At 55.7% G+C, this 16,638-nt stretch carries 14 protein-coding genes; 10 read left to right on the top strand and 4 right to left on the bottom strand.

The window, feature by feature from the left end:
• The first annotated feature begins 1 nt into the window (after position 1).
• The 10 genes from NHH03_RS15540 to NHH03_RS15495 all read left to right on the top strand — a co-directional run bounded on the left by NHH03_RS15540 (position 2) and on the right by NHH03_RS15495 (position 12,922).
• Positions 2-1,582, top strand: coding sequence for a quinol:electron acceptor oxidoreductase subunit ActD (locus tag NHH03_RS15540; protein ID WP_253157721.1), 1,581 nt, complete (start codon positions 2-4; stop codon positions 1,580-1,582).
• Between the two features lie 106 nt (positions 1,583-1,688).
• A complete protein-coding gene (locus NHH03_RS15535; RefSeq protein ID WP_253157717.1) occupies positions 1,689-2,966 on the top strand; it encodes a hypothetical protein in 1,278 nt (425 codons plus the stop codon).
• A 25-nt stretch (positions 2,967-2,991) separates the two neighbouring features.
• On the top strand, positions 2,992-3,381 hold the full coding sequence (locus tag NHH03_RS15530) for a hypothetical protein (protein WP_253157715.1): 390 nt from the start codon (positions 2,992-2,994) through the stop codon (positions 3,379-3,381).
• Positions 3,356-4,336: an SCO family protein gene (locus NHH03_RS15525; protein WP_253157712.1), complete on the top strand. Its 981-nt coding sequence runs from the start codon at positions 3,356-3,358 to the stop codon at positions 4,334-4,336. Before NHH03_RS15530 ends, NHH03_RS15525 begins: the two co-directional genes overlap by 26 nt.
• 73 nt (positions 4,337-4,409) lie before the next feature.
• Positions 4,410-5,600, top strand: a complete 1,191-nt coding sequence (locus NHH03_RS15520) for a c-type cytochrome (protein ID WP_253157710.1) — start codon at positions 4,410-4,412, stop codon at positions 5,598-5,600.
• 78 nt (positions 5,601-5,678) lie between these two features.
• Positions 5,679-7,448, top strand: coding sequence for a cytochrome c oxidase subunit I (locus NHH03_RS15515; RefSeq protein ID WP_253157708.1), 1,770 nt, complete (start codon positions 5,679-5,681; stop codon positions 7,446-7,448).
• Positions 7,449-7,614: 166 nt separating this feature from the next.
• On the top strand, positions 7,615-8,898 hold the full coding sequence (locus NHH03_RS15510; protein ID WP_253157705.1) for a cytochrome c oxidase subunit 3: 1,284 nt from the start codon (positions 7,615-7,617) through the stop codon (positions 8,896-8,898).
• Positions 8,899-8,963: 65 nt separating this feature from the next.
• Entirely contained in the window at positions 8,964-9,332 is a 369-nt protein-coding gene (locus NHH03_RS15505; protein WP_253157702.1) for a cytochrome C oxidase subunit IV family protein, read from the top strand.
• 105 nt (positions 9,333-9,437) lie between these two features.
• Positions 9,438-11,135, top strand: coding sequence for a prenyltransferase/squalene oxidase repeat-containing protein (locus tag NHH03_RS15500; RefSeq protein ID WP_253157678.1), 1,698 nt, complete (start codon positions 9,438-9,440; stop codon positions 11,133-11,135).
• A gap of 347 nt (positions 11,136-11,482) precedes the next feature.
• Complete coding sequence (locus tag NHH03_RS15495; protein WP_253157675.1) at positions 11,483-12,922, top strand: multiheme c-type cytochrome; 1,440 nt, start codon at positions 11,483-11,485, stop codon at positions 12,920-12,922.
• Positions 12,923-13,017: 95 nt separating this feature from the next.
• On the opposite strand, the gene NHH03_RS15490 is transcribed toward NHH03_RS15495, so the two are convergent.
• The 4 genes from NHH03_RS15490 to NHH03_RS15475 all read right to left on the bottom strand — a co-directional run bounded on the left by NHH03_RS15490 (position 13,018) and on the right by NHH03_RS15475 (position 16,609).
• Entirely contained in the window at positions 13,018-14,256 is a 1,239-nt protein-coding gene (locus NHH03_RS15490) for a DUF1559 domain-containing protein (RefSeq protein ID WP_253157673.1), read from the bottom strand.
• Between the two features lie 82 nt (positions 14,257-14,338).
• Positions 14,339-14,509, bottom strand: a complete 171-nt coding sequence (locus NHH03_RS15485) for a hypothetical protein (protein ID WP_253157671.1) — start codon at positions 14,507-14,509, stop codon at positions 14,339-14,341.
• A 190-nt stretch (positions 14,510-14,699) separates the two neighbouring features.
• Positions 14,700-15,416: a YqjF family protein gene (locus tag NHH03_RS15480; RefSeq protein ID WP_253157668.1), complete on the bottom strand. Its 717-nt coding sequence runs from the start codon at positions 15,414-15,416 to the stop codon at positions 14,700-14,702.
• A complete protein-coding gene (locus NHH03_RS15475; RefSeq protein ID WP_253157665.1) occupies positions 15,413-16,609 on the bottom strand; it encodes an efflux RND transporter periplasmic adaptor subunit in 1,197 nt (398 codons plus the stop codon). The genes NHH03_RS15480 and NHH03_RS15475 overlap by 4 nt, the downstream gene beginning before the upstream one ends.
• Between the last annotated feature and the right edge of the window lie 29 nt (positions 16,610-16,638).

Here is a 16,638-nt window from a genome sequence, read left to right as displayed (position 1 = left end):
GATGGATCACAAAACTATGTCGGAAACGAAAACAGAAACGACGGTTCACGGAATGATGGCCGAGTTCACCTCGGTCGATTCGCTGCTGACCGCGTGTCGGCGCATCCGCGACGCCGGTTACACCAGGACCGATGCCTTCACCCCGTTTCCGGTTCACGGGATCGACAAGGCACTCGGGATCAAGCCAACCGCATTGCCTTGGATCGTATTGATCGCCGGTATGTGTGGGACATCCATCGCTCTGATGATGCAGATTTGGATGAATGGTATCGATTACAAATACATCATCTCTGGAAAGCCGTTCATCTCGTTGCCGGCCTTCATTCCGGTGGCTTTCGAGCTGACGATCTTGCTGGCCTCGTTTGGCGCGTTTTTTGGAATGTGGGCGCTCAACGGATTGCCCAAGTTCAGCAATCCGATCTTCACCGATCCGCGGTTCGATCGAGCGACCGACGACCGATTCTTTCTGTATATCGACGCCAAAGATGAACGCTACGATAGCGTCGGGGTGCGAAGTTTGTTGGCCGACACGGGCAGCGACTACATCAACGAGGTGGTTGAGGATGAATCTCCCAAGGATGTGCCCAAACCGATCTATCTGATTTGGGGGTTGTCGATTGCGGCTTCGCTGGTGCCATTGATTTGCATCCTCACGATGCGGGTGACCAACAGTTCCAGCCCGCGTTTCCATATCTTTTATGACATGGATTTTTCACCCTCCAAAGACGCCCAGCAGGTGACCAGTCTGTTTGTCGACAACCGGGCGATGCGTGCAGACGTACCCGGGACCGTCGCTCGCGGCCAGTTGGAAGATTCCCTGGATGTTCTGACGGGCATCGATATCGATGCGTTGACCGCGAGCAATCCGCCGCGCGTCGAGCGATTGGTTCGAGCTTACCTACAAGACGACAAAGACGCGCAAGCAGCGGAGGATGCGGAAGCCGCTTCTGCGGAAACACCCGCTGCTGACGCCACAGCCGAGGCTGACGCCACAGCCGAGTCCGGCGACAAAGCGGATGCCGACGCGGCACCGGCTGACGATGCCGAGACCCCAGCTGCGGCCGAACCAAGCGTGATGGACACGACGCCGTGGTTGAAAGCAAATCCGCTGGACATTGATGCCGAGCTGATGGCCAACGGGCAAAAGAATTTCCAGATCTACTGCAGCGTGTGCCACGGCATGAACGGCCGCGGCAACGGGTTGGTCAATCGCCGTGCCCAAGAGAAAATGTTCGACACCTGGGTGCCGCCGTCATCGTTGATTCAAGACACCCTGTATTCGGACAAGTATCCCGACGGCAAATTGTTCTCGACGATCAGCAAGGGCATCCGCAAAATGCCCGGTTATGCATCACAGATCCGAGTCAAGGACCGCTGGGCGATTGTGGCCTATGTGCGCGCCCTGCAGAAAAGTCAGAAGGCGTCGCTGAGTGACGTTCCCCAAGCCAAGAAGACCGCAGTCGAGAAAGCGGTCGCCGTTGCCAAGGCGGAGTTAAAGCGTCAGGCCGAAGCGGCTGAGAAGTCGGCCGCCGAGCAGAGTGAAGAAAAGCAGGGCGGCGAACAGGACGCCCAGCAGAAATAGTTAGAGTCTCCCGGACGGAGACCGAAGGTCACCGCCAAGAAACATCCAGATTTACGCTTCACGCGGTGACCGTTTGTCGCCGTAACGAAAGTCAACCGATTTGATCATGTCAGAACACGCTCTTCCCACTGTCAAACCCGCCGACGATCCGGCATTTCAGTTGCCTCACTCGCTGGCTGGGCTGCAATTGCCGTTGTTAGGCGGTGGAATCATCGCCCTGCTGATCGGCGTGGTGCTGGCATTTATGGTCAGTGACGATCCGATGCCGCGGTTCGGTTTTTCGGCCTATTTGACCGCCTACCTGTATGGGTTGACGATCGTGCTGGGGTGTCTGTTCTTTGTGCTGATCCAGCACTTGGTGCGCGCCGGCTGGAGTGTGGTCGTCCGCCGTGTCGCCGAATGCATGATGATCTTGATCGTGCCGATGGCGGTGTTGTTCCTGCCGATCCTGTTCTCGCTGTTCTTTGACGGGAAATTGTTCGTCTGGACCGACCCGAACTTTGCAGCCGAGCACGGATTGAACGACGAGATGTGGAGCATGAAGAAGGTGTTCCTCAACGGACCGTTCTTTGCTGTGCGTGCCGTGATTTATTTTGTGATTTGGATCGGCTTGGCTGTGTTTTATTGGCGTGGCAGTGTTCGCCAAGATGAAACCGGTGAGCGTGCCGCGACCGATCGCATGCAAGCTTTTTCTGGTCCCGCCGTGATCCTGTTTGCACTGTCGGTTTCGTTTGCCGCATTTGATTGGGGAATGAGTCTGGCACCGATGTGGTTCTCCACGATGTTCGGTGTTTACATTTTTGCCGGCAGCGTGTTGGCCGCTCACTGTGCGATCACGTTGGTGACGTACATCTTGCAGCGAAATGGTGCGATCAAGGATGAAGTCACCGTCGAGCATTACCATGACCTCGGAAAATACATTTTCGGATTCATCGTCTTTTGGGCTTACATCTCGTTCAGCCAGTACCTGTTGATTTGGTACGCCAACATCCCCGAGGAAACCGAATGGTTCTTCAGTCGCCAGCAGGGGGCGTTTGGATACCTGTCGCTGGGGCTGGTCTTTTTTCACTGGATGATTCCGTTCCTGGGAACGTTGTCTCGGCATGTACGGCGTAAACCTGGCCTGATGGCATTCTGGGCTGGCTACATCCTGGTGATGCACTTCGTCGATATTTATTGGATTGTGATGCCCGAGGCGCGGCACCTGGAATATGGCGTGATCCCAACAATGGGTGGGCCGTTGGGGATCCTTGCCAGTTTGCTGTGTACGGTTGGGATGATCGCCCTGGTGACCGGATTGTTGTTGCGAGTGGCTGGCGGAAACCGAATCGTGCCGGTCCGTGATCCCCGACTGTTGGAATCCATCGCGTTTGAGAACATTTAGCGACCTCAGCGGGACACCACGTCGCATGGCAGTGGTTTTTCGCTCACAGGAAGCTCTCCGCCCGATAAACTTGATAGATAGACAAATGGCAAAATACGACGATCTGGATACAAAGCAGATTTTCACGATCGGAATCAGCTCGGTCGTGATTACAGCAGTCACCATTTTGGCAGTTCAGTACGTGTACTTCCTGCTGGTGGCCGGGCATGAGGCACAGTTTCAGGCAGAAAGCAGTTACGCTCGCCAAAATGCAATTTTGAACGCCCAATCCGCTGAAATTTCGAAGTATGGAGCCGACCCGACGACCGGCTACGTCACGATTCCAATCGAACAAGCAATGGAATTAGTCGCCAAGGAAAGCCAGGCAGATTCCGACAATCACGCAGATCATGCAACAGACAACGACGCAACCTGAATTGCGAATTCCAGCCATCGCGGCAATCGGAACTCGATCAACGACGATCGCCCTGGCGGCGATGGGCGTGTGGTTGTGCGCGGTCGCGATGTTGGTCGCTCCCGCTGCGGCTCAAGATCAGGCACGTCTTGGTCCGGATGTCAGTTTGAACAACGGGTTGCCACCGGAAGCGCAGGGGATCACCGTCGAGCAGAACCTTGGCAAATCAATTCCGACCAATCTGCCGCTGACCGATTCCAAGGGCCGGCCGATCAAAACGGGTTACATCATCAACGGCAAACTGCCCACGATCGTGACGTTGAACTACAGCAACTGTCCGATGTTGTGCAGCGTCCAGCTGAACAAACTGACCAGTTCGCTGAACAAGATGGACATGCAGTTGGGGCGTGATTTTCAGATCTTGACCGTCAGTATTGACCCGAGTGAGACCACCGCCCGGGCGGCCGAGACCAAGGCCAAGTATTTGCTCGATCTGCCCAACCAACCGGGCGCCGAAGAGGGTTGGACGTTTGCCACTGCGAAACAACCGATCATTACCAAACTGGCCAGTGTGCTGGGTTTCAAATACCGCTATGACGCGGCCAACAAACAATACAACCATCCCGCGATGCTCGCGTTTGTCTCGCCGACCGGCGTGATCACACGGTATTCGCTGTCGATCGATTTCCCTCCCGAACAATTGAAGCTGGCTTTGCTGGATGCCGGCCAAGGCCAGGTGGGAAGTGCCGTCGATCAATTTATTTTGTGGTGTTACAGCTACGACCCGGATTCCAATTCCTACACGCCTCACGCTTGGAAAATCATGCGGCTCTGTGGGCTGGGGTTCATCGGTTTGATGTTTGTGACATTGGTCCCCTATTGGGTCGGTCGCAAAGGCACACCAGCGTCTCGACGGGAAGACGAATCGGCGCCTAGCTTTGCCGGCAGCGAACCACCCAGCTCCACCGAATCCTGATCGGCCGACGCCAGACGGCTGATCCCGAACAATACAACTTTCATATTTCGTGACACAAATGGCACCCGCTACGATGTCTCTGTTAGGCGACTTGAACCACAGTGCATTCTTTCCCGATTCGGCATCGAGTTTCTCGAGCGACTCGGATTGGATCTTCTATTTCATCACGGTCGTCTGTGTGATCTTTTTTGTGCCGATCTGCATTGCGCTGTTTGGATCGGCCTGGAAGTATCACAAGGCGAACGGTGAGCCGGCGGATAGCCAGATCGATCACAACACAACGATCGAACTGGTTTGGTCGATCGGGCCGTCGTTTCTACTGATCATCATGTTCTACTTCGGTGCCCAAGGTTACTTGAATCACCGCACGGTCCCCGAAGGCGCCTACGAAATTGGTGTCGATGCCAAGATGTGGGGATGGACGATGAACTACGGCAGCGGCGTGTATCACCCCGAACTGCACGTGGTGGTCAACGAGTCGACCAAGTTGACGATGACCAGCCAAGACGTGATCCACAGTCTGTACATTCCTGCGTTCCGTGTCAAAAAAGACATCGTGCCCGGGCGTTACAACTATCTGTGGTTTAAAGCGACCAAGGCCAGCGAAAAAGCGACCGCCGAGCAGCAAGCAGAACTCGATCGAGTGGCTAAGAAGAATAAGGAAACCGGTGAATCGTGGAGCTATGACGATCATCAATTCACGCCCGATGGCTACCGTTTCTATGATCTGTACTGTGCCGAATACTGTGGAACAAATCACTCGGAAATGCAGACCGTCGTGGTGGTGCATGAAACCGAAGCCGAGTTAAAGGCGTGGATCAAGAAATACAGTGCTCGGCCAGACGGCGTGACGCCCGCTGCCTATGGCGCAACCCTGTATGAGCGCCGTGGATGCAAGAGCTGTCACTCGACCGACGGAACTAAATTGGTCGGACCGTCCTACGAAGGTAGTTTCGGGACGATGCGTCAACTGACCGGTGGTAGTCCGGTGAAGGTCGACGAGAACTACGTCCGCGAGTCGATTTTGTACCCCAAAGCGAAAGTGGCTGCCGGGTACCAACCGGTGATGCCAAGCTACAAAGGCCAGTTGAGCGACGACGACGTTAATAGTTTGGTCCAGTTCATCAAAAGCCTCGGTGACCCGTCGGCCGCCGGCGGCGAAGAAAACAATGACACCGGCAGTGCTGCTGCCGAAACGGGCGACGAAGCGTCGGCCGCCGAAACGGCCGCTGGCGACGCGACCGAAACCACTCCCCAAAACTAAACAACAATCGAATCAAGATACGATCACTCGCCGGCACAATGCTGATCGCCGCGAGTGTAGTTTCCATCGAGGTGACAGATGTCCGCAGGATCCTTACGGTCGGGTTACGAAGTCAATGACCCTGGCTACCCGACTCCACAAGAGAATTACCTGACCAACTCAAAAGGTGTTTTGAGTTGGATGTTCACGCTGGATCATAAACGCATCGGTTTGATGTATTTGATCGGTGTTTCGGTTGCCTTCCTGGTCGCTGGCTTGCTGGCGCTGGGGATTCGGTTGCACCTGTTGTCACCCGACGGAGCCTTGTTTAACACCGGGTTTTTCAAATGGTTGGCGCCGGAGAAGCAGCCCAATGACATCTACAACCAGGTGTTCACGTTGCACGGGGCCATCATGGTGTTCCTGTTCATCATTCCCAGCGTGCCCGCGGCACTCGGCAACTTTTTGGTGCCGGTCATGTTGGGTGCAAAGGACGTCGCCTTTCCGAGGCTAAACCTGAGCAGTTTTTATCTGTGGGTTGCCGGAGCGATTTTCTTTGTGATGGCGTTGATGGCCAGCGGCCTGGACACCGGATGGACGTTCTACACGCCTTACAGTACCACCACGGATTCGTCGGTGATTTTGGCAACCACGGGTGCCTTCATCCTGGGATTCAGCTCGATTTTTACCGGTCTGAATTTCATCGTCACGATCAACACCATGCGGCCGCCAGGGATGACTTGGTTCCGTATGCCGCTGTTCCTGTGGGCGACCTACTCGACCAGCATCATCCAAGTGTTGGCGACTCCGGTATTGGGGATCACATTGCTGTTGTTGATCGCCGAACGCACCATGCACATCGGGATTTTTGATCCCGAGTACAACGGTGACCCGGTCACGTTCCAGCACTTTTTCTGGTTCTACAGCCACCCGGCTGTTTACATCATGATTCTGCCGGCATTCGGAATCATCAGTGAATTGATCAGTGTCCATAGCCACAAACGCATTTTTGGCTATCGATTCATCGCCTACTCTTCGATCGCAATTGCACTGCTGGGCTTTCTGGTTTGGGGACACCACATGTTCACCAGCGGAATGAGCCCGATGACAACCATCATCTTCAGTGCATTGACGTTTACGGTTTCGGTGCCCTCAGCGATCAAAGTCTTCAACTGGCTGGCGACGATGTACAAGGGATCGATCAGCTTGACCACTCCGATGGTCTACGCGATCTCGTTCATCTTCTTGTTCACGATCGGCGGGTTAACCGGATTGCACTTGGGAACCTTGGCAACCGACTTGCACCTGCACGACACCTACTTTGTGGTCGCCCACTTTCACTATGTGATGGTCGGCGGAACGCTGGTGGCGTTTTTGGGCGGCGTGTTTCACTGGTGGCCAAAAATGGTCGGCAGGATGTACAACGAAATCGGCGGGAAAATTTCCGCCGCACTGGTGTTCATCGGATTCAACCTGACGTTCCTGCCCCAGTTTGTGCTCGGTAGTCGTGGGATGCCGCGTCGATACGCGACCTATGACCCGGAATTTCAAGCGTTGCATATCATGAGCACCTACGGTGCACTGACCCTGGGGATCGGATTGTTCATCGCGCTTGGAGTGCTGCTGTATTCCTTGATCAACGGCAGAAAAGCTCCGGCCAACCCGTGGGGTGGTGCGACACTGGAATGGGCCTGTACCTCCCCACCGCCTTACTACAACTTTGATCGTCCACCGGTTGTGGGAGACCCCTACGAATTCGGTAACATCGAATGGGATGCCGAGTCCGATCGGTATGTCAAAGTCGAACCGAAACGAAAGGTGGTTCCCAGTGAAACACCTGCTGAAAAACCGGCTCATGCCGGCGAGTAGTCGACCAATCATTGATCGTCGGGCGTGAAAGCCCGAGCCGCATAGGGAGCCACACCGCGGTTAAAAAGTGGCTCGAATCGTCGCATCAGGATGACGATAATAAGTGACGCTTGTTATTCTCATCCCGAATCCTGAACTCATTTACCTCGCTTGATTGACCCTATCAATGGCAACCACCGACGCTGGGCACCCGACCGACGCGCACGGGCATTCAGATTCTGCCCACGGGCATGATGGGCATGGGGATCACGACCATGACCATCCGTCGTACCTCGCCCACCACTTTGACACGCCAGAGCAACAATTTGATAGCGGCAAATTGGGCATGTGGCTGTTCCTGGTGACCGAAATCCTGTTCTTCAGCGGGATGTTCTGTGCCTACGCAATCTTTCGTGCCTGGCGGCCGGAAGTCTTCGAAGGCTGTAGCCAGTTTCTGAATACCAAGCTGGGCGCGATTAACACCGGCGTGCTGTTGTTCAGTTCGCTGACAATGGCGTGGGCAGTCCGTTGTGCCCAATTGGAGCAGCACAAACAGTGTGCTTGTCTAATTGCGACCACCTTGTCCTGCGCGATGGTGTTCTTGGGCGTGAAAGCCATCGAGTATTCGCACAAGTGGACGATGGGGCTGTTGCCAGCTGGTTTGTACAGCTATGACCCGGCCAATCCACATCCGGTCGGTGGACCGAATTACCTGGCCTATATTTGTGCCCCGTTTGCGGCGGCGACGGTTGGGGTTTTGATTTGGTTGATCATCAGCTACTTGCGTGGCGCCAAGTTCCAGTTCGCAGTCGCGAAGCCCTTGTTGGTCGTCTGCCTTAGCTTTTTTGGGGGTGTCGGCCTGGGGACGATTTTGGAAAGTGGTGGCGATGACAGTGAGCACGGATCGGTTCACGTTGCCCAGCACGATGATCATCAGCATGGCGATCATCAGCATGGCGGTGAGCAGCATGGCGGTGAGCAGCACGATGGTGAACATTCGGCGGAGCACACGCCGGCTCACGCCGAGCCCGCCGTGGCCACCCTGCCCGCTGCTGGCGCCATGGTTGATGATTCCAATGATTTGGCGGTTTTAAAACGTCTGGCATCCGACGCAACCAATACCGGATTGCAAGGCGAGCTGAAGGCGCTTGAGGCCCAAGACAAAATGTCAGGCGGTGCGATCACCTATGACGATAGCGATGACTCCAGTGCCACGATTGCCGCGTCCAAAGACAACGTGCTTCGCCCCAGCCGTGCGGGCGTGTTCTTCAGCATCTACTACTGCATGACCGGTGTTCACGCCATTCACATTTTGGCCGGGATCGGGGTGCTGATTTGGTTGCTGGTACGAACGATGCGAAACGATTTCAATCGCAACTATTTTGGTCCGGTGGATTACATCGGATTGTATTGGCACCTGGTCGACTTGATCTGGATCTATCTGTTCCCGCTGATGTACTTGATCCGGTAGCGATCCGCCTTTCGGCTTATTTAACTGAACTTCAAGCAAACCTTATTCAACCGTATTTGATCACCATGTCGGCTCACGAAAGTTCTCGCGAAGGCTACGACTTTGCTCACCCGCTGCCGTTGCCGCTTCTGTTCGGTGTATTCGTGGCGTTGACAGTGCTGACGGTGATCACGGTCGCTCAAGCAAGTTTTGATTTTGGCAGCTACGATATTTTGATCGTGATGGTGATTGCTACCATCAAAGCATTGTTGGTTGGTGCGTTTTTCATGCACTTGGCTTTCGACAAACCGTTCAACATTCTGTGCTTCGTTGCCTCGTTTGTCTTCGTCGCGCTGTTTATCTCGTTCACCTTGTTCGACAATCACGCGACCAATATGGACGATATCCCGGTATTGGACGATGCGGTGGTAGTGGCTGCACCCGAAGGGGCCTGATTGCCGACTTTGCGTCTAGAAAATGCTTTCTAGCGACGAGCTATACTGGTACGGAGCCGCAGGTGTTTCGCCGCGGCCGATTCATCAAGCTTGTCTGGGCCTGTCGTGAACCCTAAATCCGCCCCGACCGATTCAAACCGACGTTGGCGGGGACGTGGGGATCCTGTCACCTCGTCGGAGGGGGCTCCTGGCCAATTACAACCACCACCGGTGGGAGCGCCACCGATCGTTCCGCAGCAACCGGTTTCTCCAGCGAGTGATCGCACGGCGGAAACAACTTGCCCGGCGGTGGTTGTCGATCCGGATGACACCCCGGTTGGTACGGGTGGGTTGTTGACTGGATTGGGTTCGGTGCGGACGTCGTCTTGGCTGACGAGCGCCGCAATTCACCTCTGCCTGCTGATTGTATTGGCAGTGTTGACCTATCGATTGGGCGGGAACGAACGAGGGATTTCGATCGACGGTTCTGTCTCCAGTCCGGGGGCAGATGTCGAATTCGAAACGATTCAAACGGAAGCTCAGCAGGCATCGTCTGATGCGCCATCATTCGACCAACCGGTGAACGTTCCGCTGGTCGAGACGAGCACCTCTGACGCAGCGACTTCCATCGCAGTGACTTCGATCACCGCGCCCGATCAAGCTTACCAGGTGAATGATTTGGCGACAGCTGATTTGAAATCGGGATCGTCCCCTGCCAATACAGCCATGCAAACCTTTCTGGGCGGCGGCGGAATGTCGGCGCGAACGCCCGAGGGCAGGAAGAAATATGGTGACCTGTATGGAGCGACGGCCGCTAGCGAGACTGCGGTGGAAAATGCGTTGCGATGGCTTGCGGCGCATCAGCGCAGCAATGGGTCCTGGTCATTCGATTTGAGCCTGGATCCATGCGACGGACAATGCGGAAACAGCAGGAAGGTTGACGACGACACACCGACGCCGGCGACGGCAGCGACCGGTTTGGCATTGCTGGCGTTCATGGGAGCGGGCTACACGTCCGATGTCGGTCCTTACCAAGAAACGGTGACGCGAGGGTTCTATTACTTAAAGTCGGCGGCGACCGAAAGCGAGAGCGGATACGACTGGCAACAGAGTGGCAGCATGTACGGTCACGGGATTGCGATGATGGCGCTCTCGGAAGCATTGGGGATGACGCAACTAAACGATCGCTACGATTCCGATCTACTGCATTTTGTCGAACGCGGGGCGCTGTTCACGACCATTGCTCAGCATCCCAATGGTTCGTGGGGATACACGCCGGCCAGCCCGGGTGACACCACGGTCACCGGCTGGCAATTGCTGTCGCTGGTGGGGGCTCGCAAGGCGGGGATTCCATTGCCGAGCACAACGTTTCCGAAAACTAAAGCGTTTTTGATGAGCGTGCGTGAAGAACCCACTTACCAGTTCGGCTACAACACTCCCGAGCCCAGGCGGACGACAACGGCGATCGCGCTGACGTTGATGATGTACCTGGGGCAAACACCGGGAAACACATTGTTCGACGAAGCCGTCGATCAACTGGCGTCCGCTGGCCCGAAGCGGACTGACGTGTACCACGACTATTATGCCACGATGGCACTGCATCATTGGCGGCATCCCGGTTGGGAGAAATGGAACACGGCCTTGCGCGACCACCTGGTTCAGACGCAAGCCACCCAGGGGCATGAAGCCGGCAGTTGGCATTTCAAAGACCCCTGGGGTGACATCGGTGGCCGTGTTTACACCACGGCGATGTGCACGTTGATCTTGGAGGTCTACTATCGGTTTTTGCCGCTCTACGAAAAGCCTTCGGATTTCCCATTGTGAATCGGCCTGCGCCGACCGTCGTTTTGTCAGGAAGACGCGGCCGATCGTGAAAACGCGTATCTGTCGGGCTTGCACCACAACGAAACGCAGGCGAGTGAATCAGCTGCGTCCCTTGGTTGCGATTTGATTACAACCCGACGGTGAGCGAGGATTTTAGGGTGTAAACGGGATCCCTCGCTGACGCGTCGGGTTACCAATAACCAATGCCCCACGCAAAAACGCAACGTCAATCGACAACATACGTAGCCAAACTCTCAAACGGTTAGAATGGCGCATGGACGATTGATCAAAGCGGATTTCGGTTGGAACGAATTGTGAATAAAACGAAGGCCCTTATCGTTGCGTGCATGGCACTGCTGATTGGTTGGGCGATGTATTGGAGCTTGTCGCCGCCGGATGATCAGCAGGCGGCAAGTGAATTGGCGCGTCGGCAGTCCGCTCGAGAGCGGGCCACCTTGCGACAGGCTTCCGAGGGCGACGCAGATGCTCAGGCCGACGCAGCATTTGATGCATTGGTGGCGGCTGGGAAAACGCAGCTTGTGCCCGAGGACTTGTTCGTCAACCCGGATCCGGAAGGGTTCTGGTTTGTCGGGAAACCGGATCATGATGTGGGCGTGCAAATTCCATTTGCGCCTGGGCATCAGCCTCGTCAGGGGCCGGATGAACCGCCGATCGGTGAAAACCCGGGATTTTTGGGGGCCGCCGCTTGCCAACAATGTCACCAGGAACGCCACGATTCATTTGTGCATACCGCGCATCACCTGACCAGTACGCCGGCAAAACGTGAGACGATTTCAGGATCGTTCCAACCGGGCGAGAACCAAGTCAGCACGCGCAGTGATGATGTTTCGTTCGAAATGCTCGAACGCGATGGACGTTTTTTTCAACGCGTGTCATTCTTTGATTGGAAGTTTGAAGTGCCGTTTGATCTGGTCACCGGGTCATCCAAGATGGGGCAATCGTATCTGTATTGGCATGGTGATGGGCTGTATCAAATGAATGTTTCGTACCTGTCCGGCGGTGCGGAGGAAGGCGGGTGGGTGAACAGTCCCGGGTATGTCGATGGCGATGCGATCTACGCGCGGCCGATCGGTCGACGTTGTCTGGAGTGTCATACGACATACGCCGATGTACGCGAGCCGCAGAATCATTTCACACCACAGTCGTTGATCCTGGGGATTTCCTGTGAGCGCTGTCACGGACCGGGACGCGATCACGTTGATTTTCACCAGCAGCATCCTCAGGAGCGAATGGGGCAGCACATTAGCAACCCACAAACCCTGACACGCGAGCAGCGATTAGATATTTGCGGCCAATGTCATTCGGGGGTTTCTCGATTGAAAGGCAATCCCTATTCATTTCGTCCCGGCGATCAGATCTCCGATCACTATCATCCGATCGATGAAAAGCTCGCTGGTGGTGTGCATACCAGCAACCAGCAATCACGCCTTTCAGCCAGTCGCTGTTTTCAAGCGACGGAAATGACATGCACCGACTGTCACAATCCCCATCAAAACGAGCGCGACCGAGTCGACTTGTTTTCCCAGCGCTGTTTGAAATGTCATGAAACATCGCACTGCGGAATGGCCGACACGGTGGGGCCGCGGATCAGCGACAATTGTGTGGATTGTCACATGCCCAAACGGGGCAGCGACAAATTTTGGCTGAAGACGAACGAAGGCAAAGTGTTCCCGCCGCTGCGTGATCATCACGTGCGAGTCGATCAACAAGCGACAGACGCCTTTCTGCAGCGATTGAATTCCGACGGGGCCGATGCGGAACAGTGATCGGGCCGATCGATGGTGCTGGGCAATCAAAAAACCTCGCCGGCAGCGGGTGCAGGCGAGGTCGCATGTGAATCAGTCTCAAACCGCCGGGGCGGTTAATTGAACTGTTCTTCGATCGTTTCTCCGTTGGCCCGTGTGCCAAGGGCCCCCCACAGACCGTAGGGGCTTTGAACACCGGATAGATTGTTTCCGCCGTCACGAACCACCGTGTCGGCGGTTTGGTCCCCGGATTCGATACTGTCGGAAATGAAGATCACCGCTCCGTCGCCCATCAATATATGGGCACCTCCTTGGTGACGACTGCCGACACTGGAGATCATGTAGGAGTTGTCATTGTTGTTGCGAACACAATTGGCGCTGTTGGGCGGCAAGATGGTTTGCACGGCGGTGTAAATGGGGCGTCCGTCAGCCCAGCGTGCACCACGACCATTGTTGATACCCCCGTTGATATTGGCCGAGGGCGCAAAAAACTTGGGGCGTTCCGGGTCGATGTGGGGACCGGCGGCACACAGTGACGGGGTCGCAAAGTGGGCGTTGGTTGGCGTCATGGCAGCGTGTCCACGGATGTAATCCGCATTGACCTCACGTTGACCAATCGACGTTGCAATTTCACCACCGGCGACGGTGTTGGAAAGCCCATCTAAACAGTCACGAAACTTGCTGCCGCGGCGCGGCCAAAAGAATCCGCGCTGGGATGCCAGCGAGCGAGTGACCATCCAATTCTCGTCGAATTGGTCACCTGCTCCACTGCCATTATTCCAGTAGCCATTTTCGTTCATGCCACCGTTCCAGGCATAATCGAACGAGTCGCCAATACAGGCGGCATAGTTAGATCGACCCAAGGTCACCGGCACAGCTGGATCGCTAGGACAGCGAAAGGTCGGGATCTCGGTCGACCAGGGGCAGTACTGTGTCCGCCATGGGCATGGTCCCATCGCCGGCCAAGTCCCGTTGACGACGTTGCCGGGGATGGCGCCGCAGGAGTCATCGGTACTGGGGTTGCTGATCGAATTCCAAAGTCCTTGTTGCTCGATGAACGGCAGAATCGGTACCAGATAACTCAGGTACAGTCGATTGCTGTTGTTCGTGTTGTTTGCACTGAACGTTCGTGCGGTGCCCGTCATTGTGGTGGGCAACTGTTTGAACGCGCTGTGATAGTTTTGAATGCCCAAGCCAACTTGTTTGAAGTTGTTGCTACAAGACATTCGGCGTGCGGCTTCACGAGCCGCCTGGACAGCCGGCAATAGCAGGCCGACTAAAATGCCAATGATTGCGATCACAACCAATAGCTCGACAAGGGTGAAACCCTGTCGTGTGGAATGAGTTCGTTGCATGCGAATTCCCAGAAAAAAGAGAAAAGAATGGACTGTCCCGCAGAGCGCCGGTCAGTCTGATTGGGCCCGCTCGCCACATGCCTCATTCGCCTTCGTCGGGCAAATCCATCTGGCTCTCGTAATCTTCGTCTGCCGCAGCGATCTCTTCCGGAGTTCGCGTTTCCACCCGAGTAGTGGGTTCGTTACTGCTACAGCCGACGGAGAAAATGGACAGAGAAAAGATGACAAAAAATCCAAGAAACAGGCGAATCATCGAAACAACCTACGAGCAGTGGGGTTAAGCGGGTCAGACTTCAGCCTGACGCTCCCCAATGGGGGATGCAAGAAAATTCAGTGAAAAGTCTACAGATTTCGCATGAAATGTGAGTTTGCGGGAGATAACCCGTGGGCACGAACGTTTGTGCAAGCCGCTCGGCGAACCCGGATTTTGAGTTTCCCGCTATTCAGACCGGCTGAATTCCAAACACTTCGACATCAACCCCTGGGCAGAAGTGTGCCAACGGGGCGATACCGGCAACGTCGGGCAGGCCAGCAGCAGTCACCAGCGGGGGATCGATCGCCGAGACAGTGGCTGTTGAAATCTGGTAGGGCGAGTGATGGACTTGACCGCAGTGGATCCGTCCGCGGCGCCGGACATACAACAGATAGCGCTCGAGCAGAAAGAATTCGAGCGTCTGTTCCGCAGCCACACCAAGCGGGCTGCCCAACTGGTAGGTCACCTGGTGCCGTGCCAGCCCGCCCCGGCGATAACTGAGGTAGGACCGTTGTTGATCAGTGTCACTGAAACTCATCGTCGCCTGGTAATAGGGGAGTGCCCAGCCCAGGCGGGCCGCTGTGACGGCGAGTCGTGAATTGGCATCCAATGAAAAGAAGTACACACCGGGTCGACCGCGATAGATCACATAGGTCCGTACATTGGTCTCCAGAAAATTGAGTGCCAGCGAGCGTGGCAGCCATTTGGGGCGAATCTGTCGCATCCGAAACGGCACGAGCCCGACATAGGCTTTGCCGGCGAACGTGTCGAGTTGCAATTCCGCCGGCACCAGATGACGCAGTTTGTCGACCGGGATTTCCCAGTGGCAAAACAGCAGCGATTCCCATCGCTGGGTGCCATCATTCGGCCCGGATGGTCTTTGGCGTGGAGCCAGGCGGTCGATCATTGAACTTGCACACGGGTGCCGGGCGAGAGTTGGTCGCTCGGGTATTCGATCACGCGCTCTCCCGCTTGCAGGCCGTTTAGGATTTGGGTCTCCGATTCGTTTTGCAACCCGATCTCAACTGGCGAGAGCATTGCTTGGCCGTCAACGATGGCCAGCACATGCCACTTCCGCTCGTGTCGAAAGAGCGCGCTGTTGGGGACCAAAAGTGCGTTGTCCAGTTGGTTCACGGTGATGCGAGCTTCGACGCGATAGCTATCGCCGAGAGTCGCCAGGCGTTCGGGCGGTTCGTCAAAATCCGCGATGATATTCACCCGTTGTTCCTCCACACCCAACGAGGAGACCTTCGTGAATGCGCCGGGTTCGACGACACGAACATGCCCTTTCAAGGGCGACCGACCGCCCCAGTGTTCGATCGTCAGCTCGGCGCCGGTCTCGATGCGAACCGCATCGGTCGAAAGCACATCAATCTCGATTTCCAAATTACGGGGGTCGCCGACTTCGATCAATTCTGTACCGACGGTGACGACGGTTGAACTCTCTTGGAACAATCGCAGCACCCGACCGGCGATCGGCGAATAGATATCGAACGGTGTCAGTTGTTCTTCGTCAGCGTTGCCGATGTATTGATGCACGGCTGCCTTCGCCATCTTTAGCTCGAACTTGGCGATTTCGGTATCGAATTCGGCGGTCTCAATGGTCTGAGCCGACAGCAGGTGTTCCGCTTTGGCGATCTCGTATTCATCTTGCGAGAGGGCTTGTCTGGGCAGCAGCTTTTTGGCGCGTTCGAATTTGGTTTGGCTCAGTTCGGCATTGATCTTGGCTTGGCGGATTCTTGACTCCGCCCGCAGCAATGCCGATTCAGCTGCCTGCACGCGGGCGGTTGCTTCGGCCCGGGCGCGTTGGTCCAGGATCGCCGGATCGCTGGGCAAGATCACCGCCAACAGTGTCTGTTCTGTGATGAAGTCACCCGGGTTAAGCTCGATGCGTGACAATCGTCCGGACACCGGAGCGGAGACGGTGTATTTTTCGCGGATCCGCGTCTTGCCGTCTTCTTGAACAGTCTCTCGCAGCGGCCCGAATTGAACCACGGCGGCTTGCACGATGACGGGTTTGGGAAACATCGCCAAGATCGCAGCGATCACCAAGGCGATCGCCAACGCTGACCAGAGCAGAGTTTTGATTGAGAATCTCATGATTGTTGTCGCCGCGGGGCCGATTGATA

Source organism: Stieleria tagensis (assembly GCF_024129865.1).
Lineage (GTDB): Bacteria > Planctomycetota > Planctomycetia > Pirellulales > Pirellulaceae > Stieleria > Stieleria tagensis.
This window is presented reverse-complemented; position numbering and strand designations above follow the sequence as displayed.